We start from the raw sequence: 18228 nt of genomic DNA on the forward strand, positions 1-18228 counted from the left end.
GCCCGCGCTTTTGCCAAACCGGACGCGGACGTTTAAGGTCGCGCCCACATGCGCACCCTCGACCAGCTCTTCAAAAGCAACAAAGCCTGGGCGGACCAGATCCATCGCCAGGATCCGGAGTTCTTCCCCAAGCTGTCACGCCAGCAATCGCCTCACTATCTGTGGATCGGCTGCGCCGACAGCCGCGTGCCCGCGAACCAGATCGTGGGCCTGCTGCCGGGCGACATCTTCGTGCATCGCAACCTCGCCAACATGGTGGTGCACACCGATCTCAACTGCCTGTCGGTCATGCAGTTCGCGGTCGATATCCTCAAGGTCAAACACATTCTCGTGGTCGGCCACTACGGCTGCAGCGGCGTCATCTCGGCGCTGCGCCGTTCGCGCGTCGGGCTCGCCGACAACTGGCTGCGCCACGTGCAGGACGTGCACGAAAAACATTCGCATACGATCGCGAATTGCGCGAGCGAGTCGCTCGCCTCCGACCGGCTGTGCGAGCTCAATGTCATCGAGCAGGTCGCCAACGTGTGCCAGACCACGATCGTGCGCGATGCCTGGGAGCGCGGGCAGCAGCTGGATATCCACGGCTGGATCTACGGCATCAAGGACGGGCTGCTGCGTGACCTGCGCACCACCGTATCGGATTTCCGTGAAGCCGCGCAGGTGTATGACACCGCGCTGGCGAGTCTAGCCGGCCCCCGGCCGGCCAGCGAAACATGATCGGCGCGCGGCCAACCGCGCACCATCTAACTACTTGACGACCTTGAGCTGCGGCCGCCGGCTGCCGTCTTCGGGAGGCGTGGGTTTGGTCGGCGGCTCGGGCCCGAGATCCTGCTCCGAGAACACCATGCCCTCGCCCGTCTCACGCGCATAGATACCGAGCACCGTGCTCACCGGAATTCGCACGTGGTGCACCACGCCGGCGAATCGCGCTTCGAACTCGATCCAGTCGTTGCCCATCACCAGCCGCTGCGTGGCGGTGGATGAGAGATTGAGCACGACCTTGCCATCCTTGACGTAGGCGCGCGGCACTTCGACACCGGCTTTTTCCGCATCCACGATGACGTGCGGCGTCTCGCCGTTGTCCATCATCCAGCCGTGCATGGCGCGTATGAGATATGGGCGCTTGGAATTACGCGCGCGATCGTTCATGCCAGGCGCATCTCCCGCTCGTTCTCCGACAGGCTGGTGCGAAACGCCGGCCGGGAAAAGATGGTGCTGGCGTATTTGAGGATCGGCTGCGCCTGCGGTGGCAGGTCGATCTCGTAGCGCGGCAGGCGCCACAGGATCGGCGCGATGGTCGCGTCCACCATCGAAAATTCGTCCGACAGGAAGAACGGCTTGAGCTTGAAGAGGTCCGCGCTGCCAAGGACGTTGTCGCGCAGCACCTTGCGCAACTGCGCCAGATCCTTCGTCCCGGGGGCATCGATCTTGCGCGCCAGGTCGTACCAGTCGTGTTCGATCTGGTAGAGGGCGAGCCGCGCGCGCGCGCGCGACACCGGGTCGACCGGCATCAGCGGCGGATGCGGGAATCGTTCGTCGAGATATTCCATGATCACGCGCGAGTCGTAGAGCACGAGATCGCGATCGATCAGCGTCGGCGTCGTGTGATACGGGTTCAGATCGAGCAGGTCTTCCGGGTACTTCCCCGGCGGCACATCGACGATTTCGATCTCGATGGCCTTTTCGGCTATGACGATGCGCGTCCGGTGACTCCAGGGGTCATCGGGCGCCGAAAACAGCGTCATCGTTGCACGGCGGCTCGACACTCAGTGTTCTCCCCGCCCGACGGCGAGATACGACTTGCTTGCGCGAGCAAGAGGCAGGGCGCCGTTCAGGTGACGTCCTTCCAGTATTCCTTCTTGAGCAGGTACGCGATCCCGGTAAACATCAGCAGGAACAGGACGACCCAGATGCCGAGGCCTTCGCGCTCGAGTTGGGTCGGGTCGCTGACGTACTGCAGGAAATTGACCGTGTCGCGCACGAATTCATCGTACTGCGCGGCGCTCAGCGAGCCGATCACGCCGGGCTCGAATTTCTCGAACTCCTTCGTAATCACCGGCTTGCCGTCTTCACCCTTGTGTTCGACGTTCTTCCACGCGACGGTCTGCACGCCTTGCAGGCTGGCGAGCACATGTGGCATCGCCGTGCCGGGAAACTGCTCGTTGTTGACCCCGGTCTGGTGACTGGCGGGATCCGCATAGAAAGTGGTCAGGAAATTGAACACCCAGTCGCTGCCCCGCGAACGCGCCACGAGCGACAGATCCGGCGGCGCCTTGCCGAACCATTCGATCGCATCCTGGTCGGGCATCGACGACTTGATGTAGTCGGAGAACTTGGCACCTGGCTTGACCAGGTACTCGTCGCGCAGGTCGTCCGGAATCTTGAGGTCCGCGGCAACACGCGAGTAGCGGATGTACTTCAGCGAATGACAGCCGGAGCAGTAATTCATGAAGTTGCGCGCGCCACGCTGCAGCGACGGCAGGTTGGCGACTTCGCTGTCGGCCGATCGGGCCCACGCGGCGTGTCCGCCTTCGTTGGCCGAAACCGCGCCCGCACCGAGCAACAACGCGAGAACGCCGGCAATCGCGTACTTGTTAGTGAGCATGGTAGGTCACTCGATCGGGAACCGGTCCGTTGCCATCGGCCTTGGAGACGAACGGCAGCAGGATGAAGAAGCCGAAGTACAACGCCGTGAAGATGCGCGCCAGCAGCACGTAGATGCCATCGGCGGGCTTGAGGCCCAGCCACATCAGCATCACGAATGTCACGAAGAACGTGCCCAGCAGCAGCTTCGAGGTGATGCCGCGGTAACGGATCGACTTGTTCTGCGCGCGATCGAGCCACGGCAGGAACAGGAACGCCGCCACCGACAACGCCATCAGCAACGCGCCGATCTTCTGATCCGGGACGGCGCGCAGGATTGCGTAGTAAGGCGTGAAGTACCACACCGGCGCGATGTGTTCCGGCGTCGACACCGGATTCGCGGGCTCGAAGTTCGGCGCTTCCATGAACAGGCCGCCGAAGGTCGGGATGAAGAACACCACGATGGCGAACAAGGTGAGGAACAGCCCCACGCCGACGATGTCCTTCAACGTGTAGTAGGGATGGAACGGGATGCCGTCCAGCGGCGTGCCATCCGGCTTGAGCTTCGCCTTGATTTCGATGCCATCGGGATTGTTCGAACCCACCTGCCGCAGGGCGACCAGGTGCAGCCCGATCAGCAGCGCGATGATGAACGGCAGTGCGACGGCATGCAGCGAGAAGAACCGCGTCAGCGTGGCATCGCCGATGCCGTAGTCGCCGCGAATCCATTCCACCAGATCGGGGCCGATGCCCGGAATCGTGCCGAACAGGTTGATGATCACCTGCGCGCCCCAGTACGACATGTTGCCGTACGGCAGCACATAGCCCATGAACGCCTCGGCCATCAGCGCCAGGTACACCAGCATGCCGATGACCCACAACACTTCGCGCGGCGCCTTGTAGCTGCCGTACATCAGTGCCCGCGCCATGTGCAGGTACACGACGATGAAGAAGAAGGATGCGCCGACCGCGTGCATGGTCTGGATCAGCCACATGTAAGGTACTTCACGCACCATGGTCTGCACCGAGTTGAAGGCGGTGGCCTCACCCGGTTTGAAGTGCATCGTGACGAAGATGCCGGTGACGATCTGCATGACGAACATCAGCAGCGCCAGCGAACCGAAGAAATACCAGATGTTGAAGTTCTTCGGCGCGTAGTAACCGGTCAGCTGGTCGGCTACGAACTGATCGACCGGCAGTCGCTTGTTGAGCCAGGCGCGGAACCCGCCGCTCTTTTCTATTGAGGCGGACATCAGGCCACCCCCTTCGCCGGCTGCGTATCCACGCCGATGACGAGTTTGTTGTCACCCTCGAAGCTGTAGGGCGGGATCTTGAGATTCACCGAAGCCGGCGAACCCTGGAACACGCGCCCCGCGAGATCGAACTTGGAACCGTGACAGGGGCAGAAGAAGCCGCCCGGCCAGTTCGCCATGACCGAAGCATCGCCCGGCATGAAACGCGGTTTCGGCAGACACCCAAGGTGCGTGCAGGTGCCGATGAGCACCAGCACGTCGGGCCTGAGCGCGCGCGACTCGTTCCTCGCGTACGCGGGCTGATCCGACTCCTCGGACTTCGCATCCTTGAGCTCGCCGTCATGCGAAGCCAGCGACGCCAGCATTTCCGGCGTGCGCTTGACGACGTAGATCTGCTGCTTGCGCCAGAAGAACGTGGCCATCTGGCCCGGTTCGATCTTCGACAGATCGACCTCGGAGGGCAGACCCGCGGCGCGGGCACTCTCCGAAGGCTTCCACGATGCCACGAAGGGCACCGCCGTCAGCACTGCGCCGACAGCACCGGTACCGGCGGTGGCGGCTATCAGAAATTTGCGCCGACTCTCGTCGACTTCGGGGACGGTATCGTCGGCCGCGTGATCGCTCATTCTTGACCTCAGGATCGTTCATTCTTCCCGGCGCTAAGCCCACGCGCCAAATGCGCGGCTGCGAGACCCCGGGAGGCGGCGCATTATACACATGCGGATCAGCGCTAAGACCTTCGCCCGACGAGGATTATCCGGCTCATGTCGACTCGCCCGTTTCTGAGAATCATTGCCTTCATTTCCGTTTCTGCGATCGTCGGACTGGCCGCGGCGTTCGTGGCCGTCATGTTCCGCCCGGAGCTGATCGCGGGGCGTGCGGCACCTGCGCCGGCCGCGCCGCAACCGGCACCCTTGCCCGTCACGACTGCGCCACCAGCCGCAGCCGTGGCGGCGGCCGAGGCGCCGCCGCGAGCCGTGAGTTCCTATGCCGAGGCCGTGGATCGCGCCGCGCCGGCGGTGGTCAACATCTATACGGCGCGGCTCGTGACCGAGCTCATCCGCCCGAATGCCATCGAAGAGTTGTTTGGCGACGCGCAGCCTCGCTACCGCCAGCGCGTCGAACAGAGCCTCGGTTCGGGCGTCATCGTCGACACCGAGGCACACGTCATCACCAATCATCATGTCATCGCCTCGGCCGACCTGATCCGCGCCCAGCTGGCCGACGGCCGCATCGCGGATGCGAAGATCGTCGGCCGGGACCCGGATACCGACCTCGCCGTGTTGCAACTCGATCTCAAGAAGAATGTGCCCGTGATGCCGCTGGGTCACTCCGACCGGCTGCGCGTGGGAGACGTCGTGCTGGCGATCGGCAATCCCGTCGGGCTGTCGCAGACCGTGACCCAGGGTATCGTCAGCGCCACCGGGCGCGGCCAGCTGGGCGTGGCCACCTTCGAAAATTTCATCCAGACCGATGCGCCGATCAACGTGGGAAATTCCGGCGGCGCGCTCGTCAATACCAACGGCGAATTGATCGGCATCAATACCGCGGTGCTGGCCAAGAACCTGGGCGTCGAAGGAATCGGCTTCGCCATCCCGGTGAACCTGGTGCGGGGCGTCATGAACGAAATCCTGACCAAGGGCCGCGTCGTGCGCGGGTGGATAGGCATCGTTCCCGCGGACGTCGATGAGCTCGAGGCGCGGCGTTTCAACCTGCCGCAGGCGGGTGTGGTGGTCGTCAGGCTCTACGAGAGAAGTCCCGCCACCGAGGTCGGCATAGAACTGCGCGACATCCTGCTGACGGTCAACGGCGTGGCGGTGAAAAGCGCGCAGGATGCGTTGACGCGTATCGCCAACGTCAAGCCGGGCAAGAAGATCGAGATCACGGGTATCCGCGGCGCTGAGCGCTTCGCGACGGAAGTGCTGGTGTCCGAGCGGCCCCGGACGAAATAGCCCTTACTGCAGGCAGACCACGACGTTGGCGGCGTAGCTGCGCCAGTTGATCGGAATCACGAACGAACGTCCCGTGGTCGCAGCCGCGGTCGACGCGTTGGTGCGGTCGCAGACGGTCGGTGTGCTGATCACGAAATTGCGGCCGAAATCGCGGCGCGCATTGCCGGAGATGGTGTTGGCGACTTCGCCCACCAGGTCGCGGACGTTCTGCTCGCCGGTGTCCGTCTCGTTCATGCACATCAACATGACCGACAACATGCCGCGCGGCGCGGTGAAGTACACCTTGCCTTCGCGATTGCCGGAGATGCCGATGACGCCGGCGTAGTCCTGGACCACGGCCGACTTGTCGATGCACAGATAGGGTGATCCGACCGTGGCGGCATGGCCCGTCGCGGTCTCGAAGAAGTGCACAGTGCCCTGCACGAAAGTTCGAACTTCTTCAGCGTCCAACATGTCCCTTACTCCCCAATCAACTCGGCGAGAGCTTCATTGAGCTGGTCGTCCGTAAAAGGCTTGCACAGAAATCCGTTGGCGCCTTTTTCGATGGCTTCGACCGCGGTCGCTTTATCGGCCAGCGCGGACACCACGAGTATAAGCACATCGGGTTTGATTTTGATCACGTGCTCGACGCACTCGATGCCGTCCATTTCGGGCATGGTCAGGTCGAGCGTCATGACGTCGGGCAGCAATTGCTTGAACTTGGTGACCGCGTCGAGCCCGTTCACCGCGGTGCCGACCACTTCGAGCTGGTCGTTCTGCTGGGAACGTTCGATGCGACGGCGCATCACGTTCGAGTCATCCACGATCATCATGCGCAGCTGTTGGCGCGGTTTGGGCACGGCACTCATGGTCTAAGACTCTCCTCCCTCAGGCCGCGACGACGCCGGCGGCATTGGCCTGCGCCGGGAACGACAACGACAACTTCATGTTCTTGCCGATCTCGGAATTCAGCGAGATGCGGCCACCCAGGCGGGCGGCGATCTCGGCGATCACGTCCATGCCGACGCCGCGGCCGGCATCGCGGGTAACGTCCTTCGCGGTCGAGAAGCCGGAACGGAACACCAGCATCATCGCTTCCTGGTCGGAGAGCGCGGCGGCGTCGGCCTGCGAAATGATCCCCTTGGCCACCGCGGTCTTGCGCAGCTTTTCCGGGGTCAATCCGCGGCCATCGTCTTCGCACTGCATACGGAACGCGCGGCCGCCCTCGGTCATCTCGAAATTGATACGGATATGGCCTTCGGCCGCCTTGCCCTGCGCCTGGCGTTCGGCCGGGGTCTCGATGCCGTGCACGACGGCATTGCGAATGAGCTGGATCAGCACGTCCTTGACCGGGCGGCGATAACTCTCCGGTACCTGGTCGTGACCGCGGCAGGTCACCACGACCTTCTTGCCGTTGTCATTGGCAATGCGATCGGCGAGCTGCTGCGCGGAGGCGACGAAGCCCTCGCGAGCCGAACGCTGCAGGGTCGCTTCGGCCGCATGTTCGCCGGAAGGCGAGGAATCGGCGCCGAGCGCGCGGTGACGCGAGGTGGTGTCGCCGGTGCTCGCCGAGGCATGGCCGCCAGCGGCGGACGCGTGGCCGGCCTTCGGCGCGAAGCTGTCGCGGAAGCTCGCGAGCTTCGTGACCATTTCGCGCACCGACTGCGAGTGCGACACGAGATCGTCGAACTTGGTGAGCAGCGGCAGGAAGTCGTCGCCGGTCAGATCTGTCCGTTCGCGCAACGCGGCGAGATCGCTCTCGAGCGCATGCGAACGCGTTTCCATGCTGCCGAGCCCGATGGCCGCCGCTTCACCCTTGATGCTGTGGATCTGGCGGAACAGGCCGTCGATCTTGCGGCGGAACGAGGCGCTGTCGCGCGCCGGGTCACGCAGCGTGGCGTTGATCATCTTGAAGGCGACGTCCGAATCGTCGAGGAACGAGGACAGCTGGTTCGGATCCACATGCAGGATCGAGAGGAACGCGTCCATCTGCGTCTGCGCGGAATCCTGCGCACCCTTGAGCTGCGCGGCCAGCGCCACGCGCGCGGTCACATCGGCGACCGACACGAGCACGTGGGTGATCGCGCCGTCACGGCGCACGCGGTGGAAGTTGAATTCCAGGTAGCGCAGCTCGGCGTCTTTGCTGCCCTTCTCGCCCACCTGGAGCTCGACTTCGTTGAGCGGGTTGATCGAGCGGATCAGGTTTTCCTTGGTGCGCTCGCTCCACAACACCTTGACGAACTTGGTGGCGATCGCCAGCGTCTTGGCGGACACCAGGTTGCGCAGCAGGTCTTCGAAGGTGATGCCGGCGACCGATTCGCGCTGGAACAGCTGCGCGGTCGCGTCAGAGTGGATCTCACCGATCTTGAGATCGGCATCGAGCAGGAACAAACCCTCGCGCACGGTGCGCAGGATGTCTTCCGTCTGCTGACGGGCGGCCGTCGCGGCGGCGGCCTGTTTGCCGCGCGCCAGCGAGAGATAACCGACCAGCGCCGCGAGCGCACCCGCGAGACCCACGCCGATCAGCACCACGGTGCGCAGCGCGGTCGCCAATGCATCGGAGGAGCTTTGCAGCCCGGCGATGATCTGCGCCAGATTCTTTTCGAGTTGCGGCGTGTACGCGCGCGCCTGGGTCACGGCGTTCGTGACCTTCTGCTGCAGGTCGCGGCCGTCCACGTTGAGCTGCGTGCCTTCACGTTCGCTGTCCGAATACGGAATCGAAGTGAAGTTCGCGACCGGCGCGAGTGCCGGCTGATATTTTTTCCACGCCTGGGTCATCTCGACGATGGTGTTGTGCACGTCGTCGTCGTTGCCGAGGCCACCGAAGGTCGACGAGCCGCCGCCGGCCTCGAGCGTCGCGGTGGCGCTTTCGAATTGCGAAGTGGCGCGCTTCAACTGTTCGATGGAGTCACGCACGAAGCCGCGCGCGCGCAAACGATCCTGGATCGAGCTGAGTGCGGCCTGCATGCGCGAGGGCTGCTGCTGCAATTCGCCGATGGCGCGAACCGCGGTGTTGTTGTCGACCAGGCGTCCGGCGAAGTACCAGGCCGGCGCGAGAACGCCCACCAGGAACGCCAGCGCGAGAATACCCACGGCCACCCACACGGCGCGGGCGCCCTGCATGCGGGTCGAAAGCTTTTTACCGGTTTGGATCTTGGTCTTGCTCACAGATACTCCCTCCATCACTCCGGCTTGAAGACGATGCGCTGAACCGCCAGACGCGAGTCGGTCGATTCAAACTCTTCGAACCGGGCGCCTTCCATTGCCGAGATGGCCGCCGCATCGAACAGGCCCGCAGGCTCGCTCGACAGGACACGCACGCGTTCCGTGCGGCCTTCCGGCGTCACATAAAATTCCACCCGCACCCAGCCTTCGACGCCTTTGGCGGAAGCCGGATACTTCGGACGCGGCGGGCGCGTCATCTTCAGAGGCGGTAGTTTGGGCGCGGCGGCGGCGGTGGCCGCAGCCTGCTGAGCGCTCGCGACCGACGCCCGCAAATCGGCGAGGTCGGCATCACCACCGAGACTTTCGGCTGCATCGAGCAGGGCGGAGGCATCGGCCGGGCGGTTGCCCGACAATTTTGCCCGCGCTTCCGAAATCAGACGCGCGCGAACGTCGCGGATCACCTGCACCGTGGTCGGATTGCGCACATCGAGCAGGCGCAGGCGTTCGGCGTTCGAGACGGCCGAATCGTTCGCTGGTGCCAGCAGGTTGCCGCTCGCGAGGCGATCCTGCGCAGCCTTGGCGAAGCGCGCAATGTCGTCGTTGGTGCGCTGTTGCTTCTGCGTGGCGGCGGTGATGTCGCGCTGCGCGGCATTGAGCGCGGCGGCGGACACGCCGTTGTCGCGCGCCGCGGCCAGCATGGCATTCAGGCCTGCCTGGTCGCCCTTCGAAGCCGCATCGCGGGCGGCCGCCAGCAGCTTCTGGTTCAGATCGTTGTTGAGGCGCGCCACCAGCTCGTTCGAAGCCCCCGCTTCGCGCAACGCGGCGATCGCATCCTTCGCGGACTCGTCGTTCGGCGACACGAGGCGGCCGCTGTTGAGACGCGCGTCGACGGTCGCGGCCAGGCGGCCGATGGTGACCGCACGACGCTTTCCGTCGAGGTCCTTGGAAAGCTGCGCGATCTGCGCCGGCGGCAGCAGCGCATCTTTCTGCGCGGCTTCGAGCAGCGATTGCGCACGATCGAAGTTCTGCGCGGCGAGCGTCGCCTGGATCTGCGCGAGCGCGGTTTGCGCACGCATCGAGTCGAGCTTGGCGTCGACTTCGACCAGGCGCTGATCGTTCGGATCGATGCTGCGCGCGGCTTCGAGCTCGGCCAGCGCGTTGTCGAAGCGGCGTTCATCGAGCGCCGTGCGGGCACGCGCGATCAGCAGGCCGCCGAGACGCTTCAAGCCTTCGGTGGCTTCGGCGTTGCCCGGCTCGAGGGTCAGAACCTGGCGGAAATAGTCGAGCGCGTTGTTCTTGGCAGGCTCGATATAGCGGCGCTCATCCATGGCGAGGCGCGCACGCTCGAGCACTTCGTCGAGCGACGCCGCCGGGGCGGTGGCCGCGGACGGAGCGGCGCCAGCGGCCGGCGCGGTGGCGGCAGAGGACGCGGCGGCCGGCGTACCGTCCGTCGAACCCTTTTTCATGAAGAACCAGGCGCCGCCCCCGACCGCGAGCACGGCGGCGACGATGCCGACCATCACGATGGGCGATTTCGATTTCTGTTCACCGCCCGAACTACCGCTTCCGGAGCTGGTGACGGCGTTCAGCGCATCGGCCGTCGAAGAAATGCGCGCTGCGTCGCTGACGGCACGCAGCATCGCGGCGGGTTCGATCGGGGTGTCGACCAGCGCCTGTAGGGCGCCTTCGAGCATCAGGGCATCGACCGTGCCGGACGAGGCGGCATCGCGGACGGCGATGACGACGGGGTTATGCAAGCTTGCGCTGATGGGCGCGAAGTCTTCGGGATTCAGGCCGCGCAGGTCGGCGATGAGGATGGTGCGCGTGCCCGGCTTGAGCATCGCCGCAGCGCTGGCAAGGCTGTCGGCGTGCCGCAGGGCACAGGTCGACTCGAGCATCGGTCCCAGTTGTCCCCACAGCTCGAGGTCCGGGGTGGCGATGAGCGCCAGCGGCTTCTTCGATTTGAAGGAGCTCGATCCCGGATTGCTCCGGCCGGCGGGTGATTCGCTGTGCGCAGCCGCGCCAAGTTCAGAACGTGCTTGCATGGATCGTCGACCTCTCATCGAACTAGTTTTGCTGGCGATCGATGTTCGCGGCGGACAGGCTTTCATGACCCGTCTCCGGTGAACGACAGTGAGGGACAGTATTAAGTCAGCGGGTTGCCGCTGAACGGCAATGCGTCACATACGGCACAGAGAAGCGCGCCAGGGAAGGCTGTACCGCGACCTGGATCACAAATGGTGCAGTAGGACATTTTCCATTTGCGGGCAAACGGAGACGCGACTGGCTAGTTGCGCATTCCAGCCGCTAAAAACAGCGTTTTCGGACTCGAGCTACCTAGCCGAGGCTAGTTTGGTACGCGCCGGATCTGCGCGCCGATCTGCGCCAGCTTTTCTTCGAGGGCCTCGTAGCCGCGGTCGATGTGATAGATGCGCTCGATCTCGGTCCGGCCTTCGGCCACGAGGCCGGCGAGCACCAGGCTGGCCGAGGCGCGCAGATCGGTGGCCATGACGGGCGCGGCGGTGAGCTTGGGAACGCCCTTGATGATGGCGGTGTTTCCCTCGAGGCGGATCTCGGCGCCCAGCCGCCGCATCTCGAGCATGTGCATGAAGCGGTTCTCGAAAATGGTTTCCACGATCGTGCCGACGCCGTCCGCGATCGTATTGAGCGCGGCGAACTGCGCCTGCATGTCGGTGGGAAACGCGGGATACGGCGCGGTGCGGACGTCGACCGACTTCGGCCGTTTGCCCTTCATGTCGACTTCGATCCAGTTCGGTCCGATGCCGACTTTCGCGCCAGCCTCCATGAGTTTCGCGGTGACCGCGTCGAGATGTTCGGGCGCCGTGTTCTTGATGCGCACCTGGCCCGAGGTGATCGCGCCGGCGACCAGGTAGGTGCCGCCTTCGATGCGGTCGGGCAGCACTTCGTAGCTGGTGCCGTGCAGCTTCTCCACGCCCTGGATGACGATCTTGTCCGTGCCAGCGCCGCGGATCTTCGCGCCCATCGCGATCAGGAAATTCGCGAGGTCGACCACTTCCGGCTCGCGCGCGGCGTTCTCGATGACCGTTTCGCCATCCGCCAGCGTCGCCGCCATCATGAGATTTTCAGTACCCGTCACCGTGACGGTTTCGAGATTGAGCCGCGCACCCTTCAGCCTGCCGGCGCGCGCGCGGATATAACCGCCCTCGATGTCGATCTTCGCGCCCATGGCCTGCAGGCCCGCGACGTGGATGTTCACGGGCCGCGCGCCGATCGCGCAGCCGCCCGGCAACGACACGTCGGCCTTGCCGAAACGCGCCACCAGCGGCCCGAGCACCAGGATCGAGGCGCGCATGGTCTTGACCAGCTCGTACGGCGCGAAACATTCGCGCGTGGTCGTGCCGTCGATCTCGATCTGCATTTTCTCGTCGATGGTCACCGACACGCCCATGCGGCCTAACAACTCGATCATGGTGGTGACGTCCTGCAGGTGCGGAACGTTGCGGATGGTCACCGGCCCGTCGGCCAGCAGCGCGCCGGCGATGATGGGCAAGGTGGCGTTCTTGGCGCCGGAAATCCGCACTTCGCCCTCGAGCGCGATGCCGCCATTGATCTGCAGTTTGTCCACGGAATGTCTCGCTGGGGTCGTTTGCTGGGCCGCGATCTTACTTCGCGGAGTGCTCGGCGGGCGTCAACGCTTCGATCGACAAGGCGTGGATCTCCCGGCCCATCAGATTGCCGAGCGTCTGGTAGATGAGCTGGTGCCGGGCGATGGGCCGCTTGCCTTCGAAGGCAGCTGTTATCACCCGCGTCGCGAAGTGGGTGTTGTCGTCGGATTCGACGCTGACGGTGGCGCCTGGCAATCCGCTGCGAATCAGCTCGGCGACTCTTTCCGGGGTCATGACACGGGAGTTCATGGCGCGATCTTAGCGGACCTTAAGCGTTATGATTCCTGCATGAATGCCCAGGTCAAACCCGATCCGGCCGCGCTGATCGCGGCCGGACGCAAAGCCCTAGAGATCGAAGGGCGGGCGATCGCGGCGCTCATCCCCCGGCTCGACGCCGGTTTCGCGCGCGCCTGCGCCATCTGCCTCGAATGCCCGGGGCGGGTGATCGTCACGGGCATGGGCAAATCGGGCCACGTCGCCGGCAAGATCGCCGCCACCCTGGCTTCCACCGGCACGCCCTCCTTCTTCATGCATGCCGCTGAAGCCAGCCATGGCGACATCGGCATGATCACGCGCAGCGACGTACTGCTGGCCCTGTCCAATTCCGGCGAGACGGCCGAGGTGCTGCTGCTGATCCCGCACCTCTCGCGCCTGGGCGTGCCCATCATCGCCGTCACGGGCAATCCCCGATCGGCACTGGCCCGTGCCGCCAGCGTGCACCTCGACGTGAGCGTCGACGAGGAAGCCTGCCCGCTCAACCTCGCGCCCACCGCCAGCACCACCGCCACCCTGGCGCTTGGCGACGCGCTGGCCGTGGCGCTGCTCGAGGCGCGCGGCTTCACGCCGCAGGATTTCGCCCGCTCGCATCCCGGCGGCGCGCTCGGCCGCAAGCTGCTGTTACACGTCGCCGACATCATGCGCAGCGGCGACGACCTGCCGGTAGTTAGTCCGGAGGCGACGCTCGCCGAAGGCCTGGTCGTCATGTCGAAGAAAGGCCTCGGCATGTGCGCCGTGCTCGAAGACGGCCGGCTGCTCGGCGTCTTCACCGATGGCGACCTGCGCCGCGTGCTCGACCGGCGGGCCGACGTCCACGCGGTCACCATGCGCGAGGTGATGAATTCACCCGGCAAACGGATCACCGCGACCGAGCTGGCGGCCGAAGCGGCGCATCTCATGGAGAAACATCGCATCACCGCCCTGCCGGTGACCGATGCGGCGGGCGCCCTGGTCGGCGCGCTCAACGTGCACGACCTGCTGCGCGCCGGAGTCCTGTGAGCGACGTCGCGAGTTTCCACCCGGCCCTGCGTCGCGTGCAGCTGCTGGTGCTCGACGTCGATGGCGTGCTCACCGACGGCCGGCTGCTGTACGGGGCGAAGGGCGAAACGCTCAAGGCGTTTCATGTGCGCGATGGCCACGGGATAAAACAGGTCAGCGCCGCCGGTATCACCGTGGCCATCATTTCCGGCCGCAAATCCGCCGCCGTCGCGCAACGCGCGCGCGAGCTCGGCATCAAACACGTCACGCAGGGCGCGACCGACAAGCTTGCGGCGCTCACGCGCCTGTTGAAGGCGCGCAAGGTGGCGCTGGAGCACTGCGCCTGCGTCGGCGACGACACGCCCGACGCGCCCATCCTGCGCGTGGCGGGCCTCGCCATCGCGGTCGCCGATGCCCATGCCGATGCGCTGGCCGCCGCACACCTGGTCACCTCGCGTCCCGGCGGTCACGGCGCGGTGCGCGAAGTCTGCGACTGGCTGCTCGACGCGCGCCGGTTGCGCGCATGAAGTCCTGGTCGCGCGCCCTCGGTTACCTGCTGGTGATGGCGATCGTCACCGGCGCCTACTTCATCGGCCGCGCCGGGCGCGGCGACACGGCGGCAGATGCGGCCATCACGCTGCCCGACCCCGGCTATGCGGCGCTCGATGCCCAGGTCATCGAAACCGGTTATGACGGACGCGAACGATACCGGCTGAATGCCAAGGTGATCCGCCAGCAAGGCGATTCCGGCGTGATCGATCTCGAAACCCTCGACATGGACTACCACCCCGGCGCGCAGGGCACCGTGCCGGGCGAAGCGCCGCCTTCGGAAAAAGCGGCCGCCGAAGTCTGGCACCTGAAGTCCGATAGTGGTCAGGTACGCGCCGATGGAGACGACGTGCAACTGAACGGCAACGTGCTGGTGACCGGTCACGCCCCCGGGTCGCAGGCACCGCTCCTCCTGAGCACCGACAACATGCGGATCAACACTCCCACCGAATTCATCGAGACCCGTGCACCGGTGAAGCTGCGCTGGGCCGGGCACGAGCTCGACGCGGTCGGCATGCAGGCCGACTTGAAGGCCGGCACCCTGCGTCTAGAATCGGATGTGCATGGCACTTTTTCCAACAAGTAATCGCATCGTGTGCTTCGCACTCGCACCGCTCGCCCTCGCGGCGTTGTTGTTAGGCAGCGATGCGTCCGCGGCACTCAGCATGGCGGCGGACTGCGCCAACCCCGAAATCGTGGTCGAGGCGAAACCGGTCGAGATCAACTACCGCGACAACAGCACGCTGCTGCGCGACGTGTCGATCCGGCAGTGCGACAACCGCATCGAAGCCGCCGAGGCGCGCTCCACCGGCGGCATCGCCTTCGAGAACAGTCGCTGGACTTTTTCGGGCAATGTGCGCATCAAGGCCAGCGGCGGCAACCTGAGCTCCGACAAGGCCGTGGTCGAATTCCGCAACAACCTCATCTCCGAGGCCGTCGCCACCGGCACGCCGGCCGAGTTCGAACAACGGCGCGACGACAACAGCACCTCGCGCGGTCACGCGAATACCATCGCGTACGAGGCGCTCGGCGGGCGGATCAGCCTGCGCGACAACGCCTGGCTCTCGGACGGCTGTAACGAGATCACCGGCCAGCAGTTGGTCTACAACATCAATCAGCAGCGGGTCGAAGGCCAGTCGCACACCAACACCACGCAGACTGGAGATGGCCGCATCCGCATCACGATCCAGCCGAAGACCGAAGCCGGCAGCCCGTGCTCGAAGCAGGCGCCGGACAAGAAACCATGAGCGTGCTGCGCGCGTCCCACCTCGCCAAGAGCTACAAGAAACGCCAGGTCATCTCCGATCTCTCCGTCGAAGTGGCGAGCGGGCAGATCGTGGGTTTGTTAGGCCCGAACGGCGCCGGCAAGACGACGGCGTTCTACATGATCGTGGGACTGGTGCCACCCGACAAAGGCACGGTCACCATCGACGGCCGCGACATCACGCACCTCGCGATGCACCAGCGCGCGCACGCGGGCATCGGGTATTTGCCGCAGGAAGCCTCGGTGTTTCGCAAGTTGACGGTCGAAGACAACGTGATGGCGATCCTCGAGACGCGCGACAACCTGGATGAAACCGGGCGCCAGGAGCGGCTGGAGCAGATCCTCGGCGAGCTGCGCATTGCCCATGTGCGCAAGAGTCTCGGCATGGCGCTGTCGGGCGGCGAGCGCCGGCGCGTCGAAATAGCGCGCGCGCTGGCCGCGGAGCCCCGTTTCGTGCTGCTCGACGAGCCATTTGCGGGCGTCGACCCTTTGTCGGTCATCGACATCCAGAGAATCATGACGGAGCTCACCGCCAAGGGCATTGGCGTGCTGATCACCGACCATAACGTCAGAGAAACCTTAGGTGTCTGTGGTCACGCTTACATCGTTTCGGGAGGAACCGTAATTGCGTCCGGGTCCTCGGAGGAAATCCTTGCCAACCCCCAAGTCCGTGAGGTGTACTTGGGCCAGTCTTTCCGCATGTAGCGCCCGTCAGGGCTCGCCGGAAAAACTATTTTTTTCATAGCGTTGGGGGCACCTCCGCCCGTGTCGATGATGAAGCCGTCATTGCAGCTGAAGCTGGGTCAGACACTGACCATGACCCCGCAGCTGCAGCAGGCTATCCGCCTCCTGCAAATGCCTGCCATGGAGCTGCAGGCGCACATCCGCGAACAGCTCGAAAGCAACGTGATGCTCGAGCCCGTGGACGAATACGAAGCCACCGGCACCTTCGAATCCCTCGAACCGCATCCGATGCCGGACGAGAAGCGCGTCGATGCGACGCCGGCTCCCGAAGTCACGGTCGAAGCCGAAGTCGTCGAGGACAACTGGACCGAGCGCAGCGCCGGTTCGGATTCCTGGCGCGACGACGACGAACGCGCCTCCGAGGTCGCCGACGACGTCACGCTGTCGCTGCAGGATCATCTGGTCGGCCAGCTCGAATACGCCAACCTCGCGCCGCGCGAACTCGCGATCGCACGCGCTATTGTTGATGCGATCAAGGACGACGGCTACATCACCGAGCCGCTCGAGGAAGTGGCGAACACGCTGCTGCCCGAAGTCACGGCCGACGCGGCGGAAGTCGAGCGTGTCCTCAAACTCGTACAGACGCTCGATCCGGCCGGCGTCGGCGCGCGCAATCTCGGCGAGTGCCTGACGCTGCAGCTGCGCACCCTGCATGCGGACACGCCCGGCCTGCGCCTCGCGCTCGCCATCGCGGACAAACACCTCGACTTGCTCGCCGATCGCGAATTGACGCTGCTGCGCCGCGAGTTGTCGGCGTCGGACGATGAACTCGCACAGGCCGTCGCGCTGGTGCGCGGACTGCATCCGCGTCCCGGTTCGACCGTATCCAGCGCCAAGGCCGAATACGTCGTGCCCGACGTGTTCGTGCGCCGCACCGATCGTGGCTGGACGGTGGAAGTGAACAGCTCGACGCTGCCGCGCGTGCGTCTCAACCAGAGTTACGCCGACATGCTCGGCCGCGGCGCGGGGCACTCTTCCATGCGCGCGCAGCTGCAGGAAGCACGCTGGCTGCTCAAGAGTCTCGAGATCCGCAACGAGACGCTCATGAAAGTCGCGCGCTCCATCGTCGAACGCCAGACGGCGTTCCTCGAACACGGCGAGGAGAGCATGCGGCCGATGATTCTCAAGGACATCGCGCAGGCCATCGACATGCACGAATCCACCATCTCGCGCGTCACGTCCAGCAAATACATGCACACGCCGCGCGGCGTGTTCGAGCTCAAGTATTTCTTCTCGAGCCAGGTCGAGGCCGCCGATGGCGGCGGTGCGTCGTCCACCGCGGTGCGCGCCAAGATCCGCAAGCTCATCAAGGAAGAAGACACCGGCAACCCGCTGTCCGACAGCCGCATCGCCGAGCTGCTCTCCGGCGAAGGCATCGCCGTGGCGCGCCGCACTGTCGCGAAGTATCGCGAGGCGCTCGGGCTCGCACCCTCGAACGAACGCAAGGCCAAGGCGGCCGGCAACCGGTAGGAAATTTTGGAAGTCACGAAGTAGTCAGGCAAAAAGGAGACGCACCATGCAATTGTCGCTTTCCGGTCATCATGTCGAAGTCACCGCGTCGATGCGCTCATACGTCGAGAAGAAGCTCGAACGTATTTCCCGTCATTTCGACCATGTAATCGACGTGCATTGCGTTTTGACAGTCGAGAAACTCCGACAGAAGGCCGAAGCCACATTGCACGTGCGCGGCAACTCCCTCCATGCCGACGCCACCGAGGAAGACATGTACGCGGCGATCGACCTGATGGCCGACAAGCTCGACCGGCGCGTCATCAAGCACAAGGAAATGAAGGCCGACAAACACGCCGCGGAAACGCGCAAGGCCGTGAGGAGCTGAA

The 18228-nt window shown here is 64.8% G+C and carries 20 protein-coding genes; 9 read left to right on the top strand and 11 right to left on the bottom strand.

The annotated features are described in order from the left end of the window. Positions 1 to 48 precede the first annotated feature (48 nt). Positions 49 to 717 (top strand): carbonate dehydratase, encoded by a 669-nt coding sequence (gene can, locus WDO72_06940; GenBank protein ID MEJ0085397.1) that lies wholly within the window; start codon positions 49 to 51, stop codon positions 715 to 717. A 30-nt stretch (positions 718 to 747) separates the two neighbouring features. On the opposite strand, the gene WDO72_06945 is transcribed toward can, so the two are convergent. The 5 genes from WDO72_06945 to petA form a co-directional block, all read right to left on the bottom strand. Continuing rightward, positions 748 to 1149 (bottom strand): ClpXP protease specificity-enhancing factor, encoded by a 402-nt coding sequence (locus tag WDO72_06945; GenBank protein ID MEJ0085398.1) that lies wholly within the window; start codon positions 1147 to 1149, stop codon positions 748 to 750. Beyond that, positions 1146 to 1745 carry a glutathione S-transferase N-terminal domain-containing protein gene (locus WDO72_06950; protein MEJ0085399.1) on the bottom strand — a complete coding sequence of 200 codons (600 nt, stop codon included), beginning with the start codon at positions 1743 to 1745 and terminating at the stop codon, positions 1146 to 1148. The genes WDO72_06945 and WDO72_06950 overlap by 4 nt, the downstream gene beginning before the upstream one ends. An 86-nt stretch (positions 1746 to 1831) precedes the next feature. Beyond that, a complete protein-coding gene (locus WDO72_06955) occupies positions 1832 to 2605 on the bottom strand; it encodes a cytochrome c1 (protein MEJ0085400.1) in 774 nt (257 codons plus the stop codon). Continuing rightward, positions 2595 to 3836, bottom strand: coding sequence for a cytochrome b N-terminal domain-containing protein (locus WDO72_06960; GenBank protein MEJ0085401.1), 1242 nt, complete (start codon positions 3834 to 3836; stop codon positions 2595 to 2597). Before WDO72_06960 ends, WDO72_06955 begins: the two co-directional genes overlap by 11 nt. Next, the gene (gene petA, locus WDO72_06965; GenBank protein ID MEJ0085402.1) at positions 3836 to 4462 is read right to left on the bottom strand and encodes a ubiquinol-cytochrome c reductase iron-sulfur subunit; all 627 of its coding nucleotides are present in this window, start codon (positions 4460 to 4462) and stop codon (positions 3836 to 3838) included. The genes WDO72_06960 and petA overlap by 1 nt, the downstream gene beginning before the upstream one ends. Before the next feature lie 138 nt (positions 4463 to 4600). On the opposite strand from petA, the gene WDO72_06970 reads away from it, so the two are divergent. After that, a complete protein-coding gene (locus WDO72_06970; GenBank protein MEJ0085403.1) occupies positions 4601 to 5788 on the top strand; it encodes a trypsin-like peptidase domain-containing protein in 1188 nt (395 codons plus the stop codon). Positions 5789 to 5791: 3 nt separating this feature from the next. On the opposite strand, the gene WDO72_06975 is transcribed toward WDO72_06970, so the two are convergent. From WDO72_06975 to WDO72_07000, 6 genes are all read right to left on the bottom strand, one after another. Beyond that, positions 5792 to 6241, bottom strand: coding sequence for a chemotaxis protein CheX (locus tag WDO72_06975; GenBank protein ID MEJ0085404.1), 450 nt, complete (start codon positions 6239 to 6241; stop codon positions 5792 to 5794). Between the two features lie 5 nt (positions 6242 to 6246). After that, positions 6247 to 6636: a response regulator gene (locus WDO72_06980; GenBank protein MEJ0085405.1), complete on the bottom strand. Its 390-nt coding sequence runs from the start codon at positions 6634 to 6636 to the stop codon at positions 6247 to 6249. A 19-nt stretch (positions 6637 to 6655) separates the two neighbouring features. Beyond that, positions 6656 to 8935: an ATP-binding protein gene (locus WDO72_06985; GenBank protein MEJ0085406.1), complete on the bottom strand. Its 2280-nt coding sequence runs from the start codon at positions 8933 to 8935 to the stop codon at positions 6656 to 6658. 14 nt (positions 8936 to 8949) lie between these two features. Beyond that, positions 8950 to 10977 (bottom strand): TonB family protein, encoded by a 2028-nt coding sequence (locus WDO72_06990; protein ID MEJ0085407.1) that lies wholly within the window; start codon positions 10975 to 10977, stop codon positions 8950 to 8952. A 302-nt stretch (positions 10978 to 11279) separates the two neighbouring features. Further along, positions 11280 to 12539 carry a UDP-N-acetylglucosamine 1-carboxyvinyltransferase gene (gene murA, locus WDO72_06995; protein ID MEJ0085408.1) on the bottom strand — a complete coding sequence of 420 codons (1260 nt, stop codon included), beginning with the start codon at positions 12537 to 12539 and terminating at the stop codon, positions 11280 to 11282. Between the two features lie 37 nt (positions 12540 to 12576). Continuing rightward, positions 12577 to 12813, bottom strand: a complete 237-nt coding sequence (locus tag WDO72_07000) for a BolA/IbaG family iron-sulfur metabolism protein (protein MEJ0085409.1) — start codon at positions 12811 to 12813, stop codon at positions 12577 to 12579. A 54-nt stretch (positions 12814 to 12867) separates the two neighbouring features. Between WDO72_07000 and WDO72_07005 the strand changes: the two genes are divergently transcribed. The 7 genes from WDO72_07005 to raiA all read left to right on the top strand — a co-directional run bounded on the left by WDO72_07005 (position 12868) and on the right by raiA (position 18227). Beyond that, on the top strand, positions 12868 to 13854 hold the full coding sequence (locus WDO72_07005; GenBank protein MEJ0085410.1) for a KpsF/GutQ family sugar-phosphate isomerase: 987 nt from the start codon (positions 12868 to 12870) through the stop codon (positions 13852 to 13854). Next, positions 13851 to 14360 (top strand): HAD-IIIA family hydrolase, encoded by a 510-nt coding sequence (locus tag WDO72_07010; protein MEJ0085411.1) that lies wholly within the window; start codon positions 13851 to 13853, stop codon positions 14358 to 14360. Before WDO72_07005 ends, WDO72_07010 begins: the two co-directional genes overlap by 4 nt. Continuing rightward, complete coding sequence (gene lptC / locus WDO72_07015) at positions 14357 to 14968, top strand: LPS export ABC transporter periplasmic protein LptC (GenBank protein MEJ0085412.1); 612 nt, start codon at positions 14357 to 14359, stop codon at positions 14966 to 14968. Before WDO72_07010 ends, lptC begins: the two co-directional genes overlap by 4 nt. After that, positions 14946 to 15629: a lipopolysaccharide transport periplasmic protein LptA gene (gene lptA, locus WDO72_07020; GenBank protein MEJ0085413.1), complete on the top strand. Its 684-nt coding sequence runs from the start codon at positions 14946 to 14948 to the stop codon at positions 15627 to 15629. Before lptC ends, lptA begins: the two co-directional genes overlap by 23 nt. After that, positions 15626 to 16351, top strand: a complete 726-nt coding sequence (gene lptB, locus WDO72_07025; GenBank protein MEJ0085414.1) for an LPS export ABC transporter ATP-binding protein — start codon at positions 15626 to 15628, stop codon at positions 16349 to 16351. Before lptA ends, lptB begins: the two co-directional genes overlap by 4 nt. A 69-nt stretch (positions 16352 to 16420) precedes the next feature. Continuing rightward, positions 16421 to 17860, top strand: coding sequence for an RNA polymerase factor sigma-54 (locus WDO72_07030; GenBank protein ID MEJ0085415.1), 1440 nt, complete (start codon positions 16421 to 16423; stop codon positions 17858 to 17860). Between the two features lie 46 nt (positions 17861 to 17906). Further along, a complete protein-coding gene (raiA, locus tag WDO72_07035; GenBank protein MEJ0085416.1) occupies positions 17907 to 18227 on the top strand; it encodes a ribosome-associated translation inhibitor RaiA in 321 nt (106 codons plus the stop codon). Position 18228: the final 1 nt, after the last annotated feature.

The organism is Pseudomonadota bacterium (genome assembly GCA_037200975.1).
Lineage (GTDB): Bacteria > Pseudomonadota > Gammaproteobacteria > Steroidobacterales > Steroidobacteraceae > CADEED01.

Coding starts and splice junctions, on each gene's coding strand:
- WDO72_07005 (MEJ0085410.1), top strand. CDS start 12,868: ATGAATGCCCAGGTCAAACCCGATCCGGCCGCGCTGATCGCGGCCGGA.
- WDO72_06990 (MEJ0085407.1), bottom strand. CDS start 10,977: ATGCAAGCACGTTCTGAACTTGGCGCGGCTGCGCACAGCGAATCACCC.
- can (MEJ0085397.1), top strand. CDS start 49: ATGCGCACCCTCGACCAGCTCTTCAAAAGCAACAAAGCCTGGGCGGAC.
- WDO72_06975 (MEJ0085404.1), bottom strand. CDS start 6,241: ATGTTGGACGCTGAAGAAGTTCGAACTTTCGTGCAGGGCACTGTGCAC.
- WDO72_07000 (MEJ0085409.1), bottom strand. CDS start 12,813: ATGACCCCGGAAAGAGTCGCCGAGCTGATTCGCAGCGGATTGCCAGGC.
- lptA (MEJ0085413.1), top strand. CDS start 14,946: ATGGCACTTTTTCCAACAAGTAATCGCATCGTGTGCTTCGCACTCGCA.
- WDO72_06980 (MEJ0085405.1), bottom strand. CDS start 6,636: ATGAGTGCCGTGCCCAAACCGCGCCAACAGCTGCGCATGATGATCGTG.
- WDO72_06970 (MEJ0085403.1), top strand. CDS start 4,601: ATGTCGACTCGCCCGTTTCTGAGAATCATTGCCTTCATTTCCGTTTCT.
- WDO72_06950 (MEJ0085399.1), bottom strand. CDS start 1,745: ATGACGCTGTTTTCGGCGCCCGATGACCCCTGGAGTCACCGGACGCGC.
- petA (MEJ0085402.1), bottom strand. CDS start 4,462: ATGAGCGATCACGCGGCCGACGATACCGTCCCCGAAGTCGACGAGAGT.
- lptB (MEJ0085414.1), top strand. CDS start 15,626: ATGAGCGTGCTGCGCGCGTCCCACCTCGCCAAGAGCTACAAGAAACGC.
- WDO72_06945 (MEJ0085398.1), bottom strand. CDS start 1,149: ATGAACGATCGCGCGCGTAATTCCAAGCGCCCATATCTCATACGCGCC.
- raiA (MEJ0085416.1), top strand. CDS start 17,907: ATGCAATTGTCGCTTTCCGGTCATCATGTCGAAGTCACCGCGTCGATG.
- WDO72_06955 (MEJ0085400.1), bottom strand. CDS start 2,605: ATGCTCACTAACAAGTACGCGATTGCCGGCGTTCTCGCGTTGTTGCTC.
- WDO72_06960 (MEJ0085401.1), bottom strand. CDS start 3,836: ATGTCCGCCTCAATAGAAAAGAGCGGCGGGTTCCGCGCCTGGCTCAAC.
- lptC (MEJ0085412.1), top strand. CDS start 14,357: ATGAAGTCCTGGTCGCGCGCCCTCGGTTACCTGCTGGTGATGGCGATC.
- WDO72_07030 (MEJ0085415.1), top strand. CDS start 16,421: ATGAAGCCGTCATTGCAGCTGAAGCTGGGTCAGACACTGACCATGACC.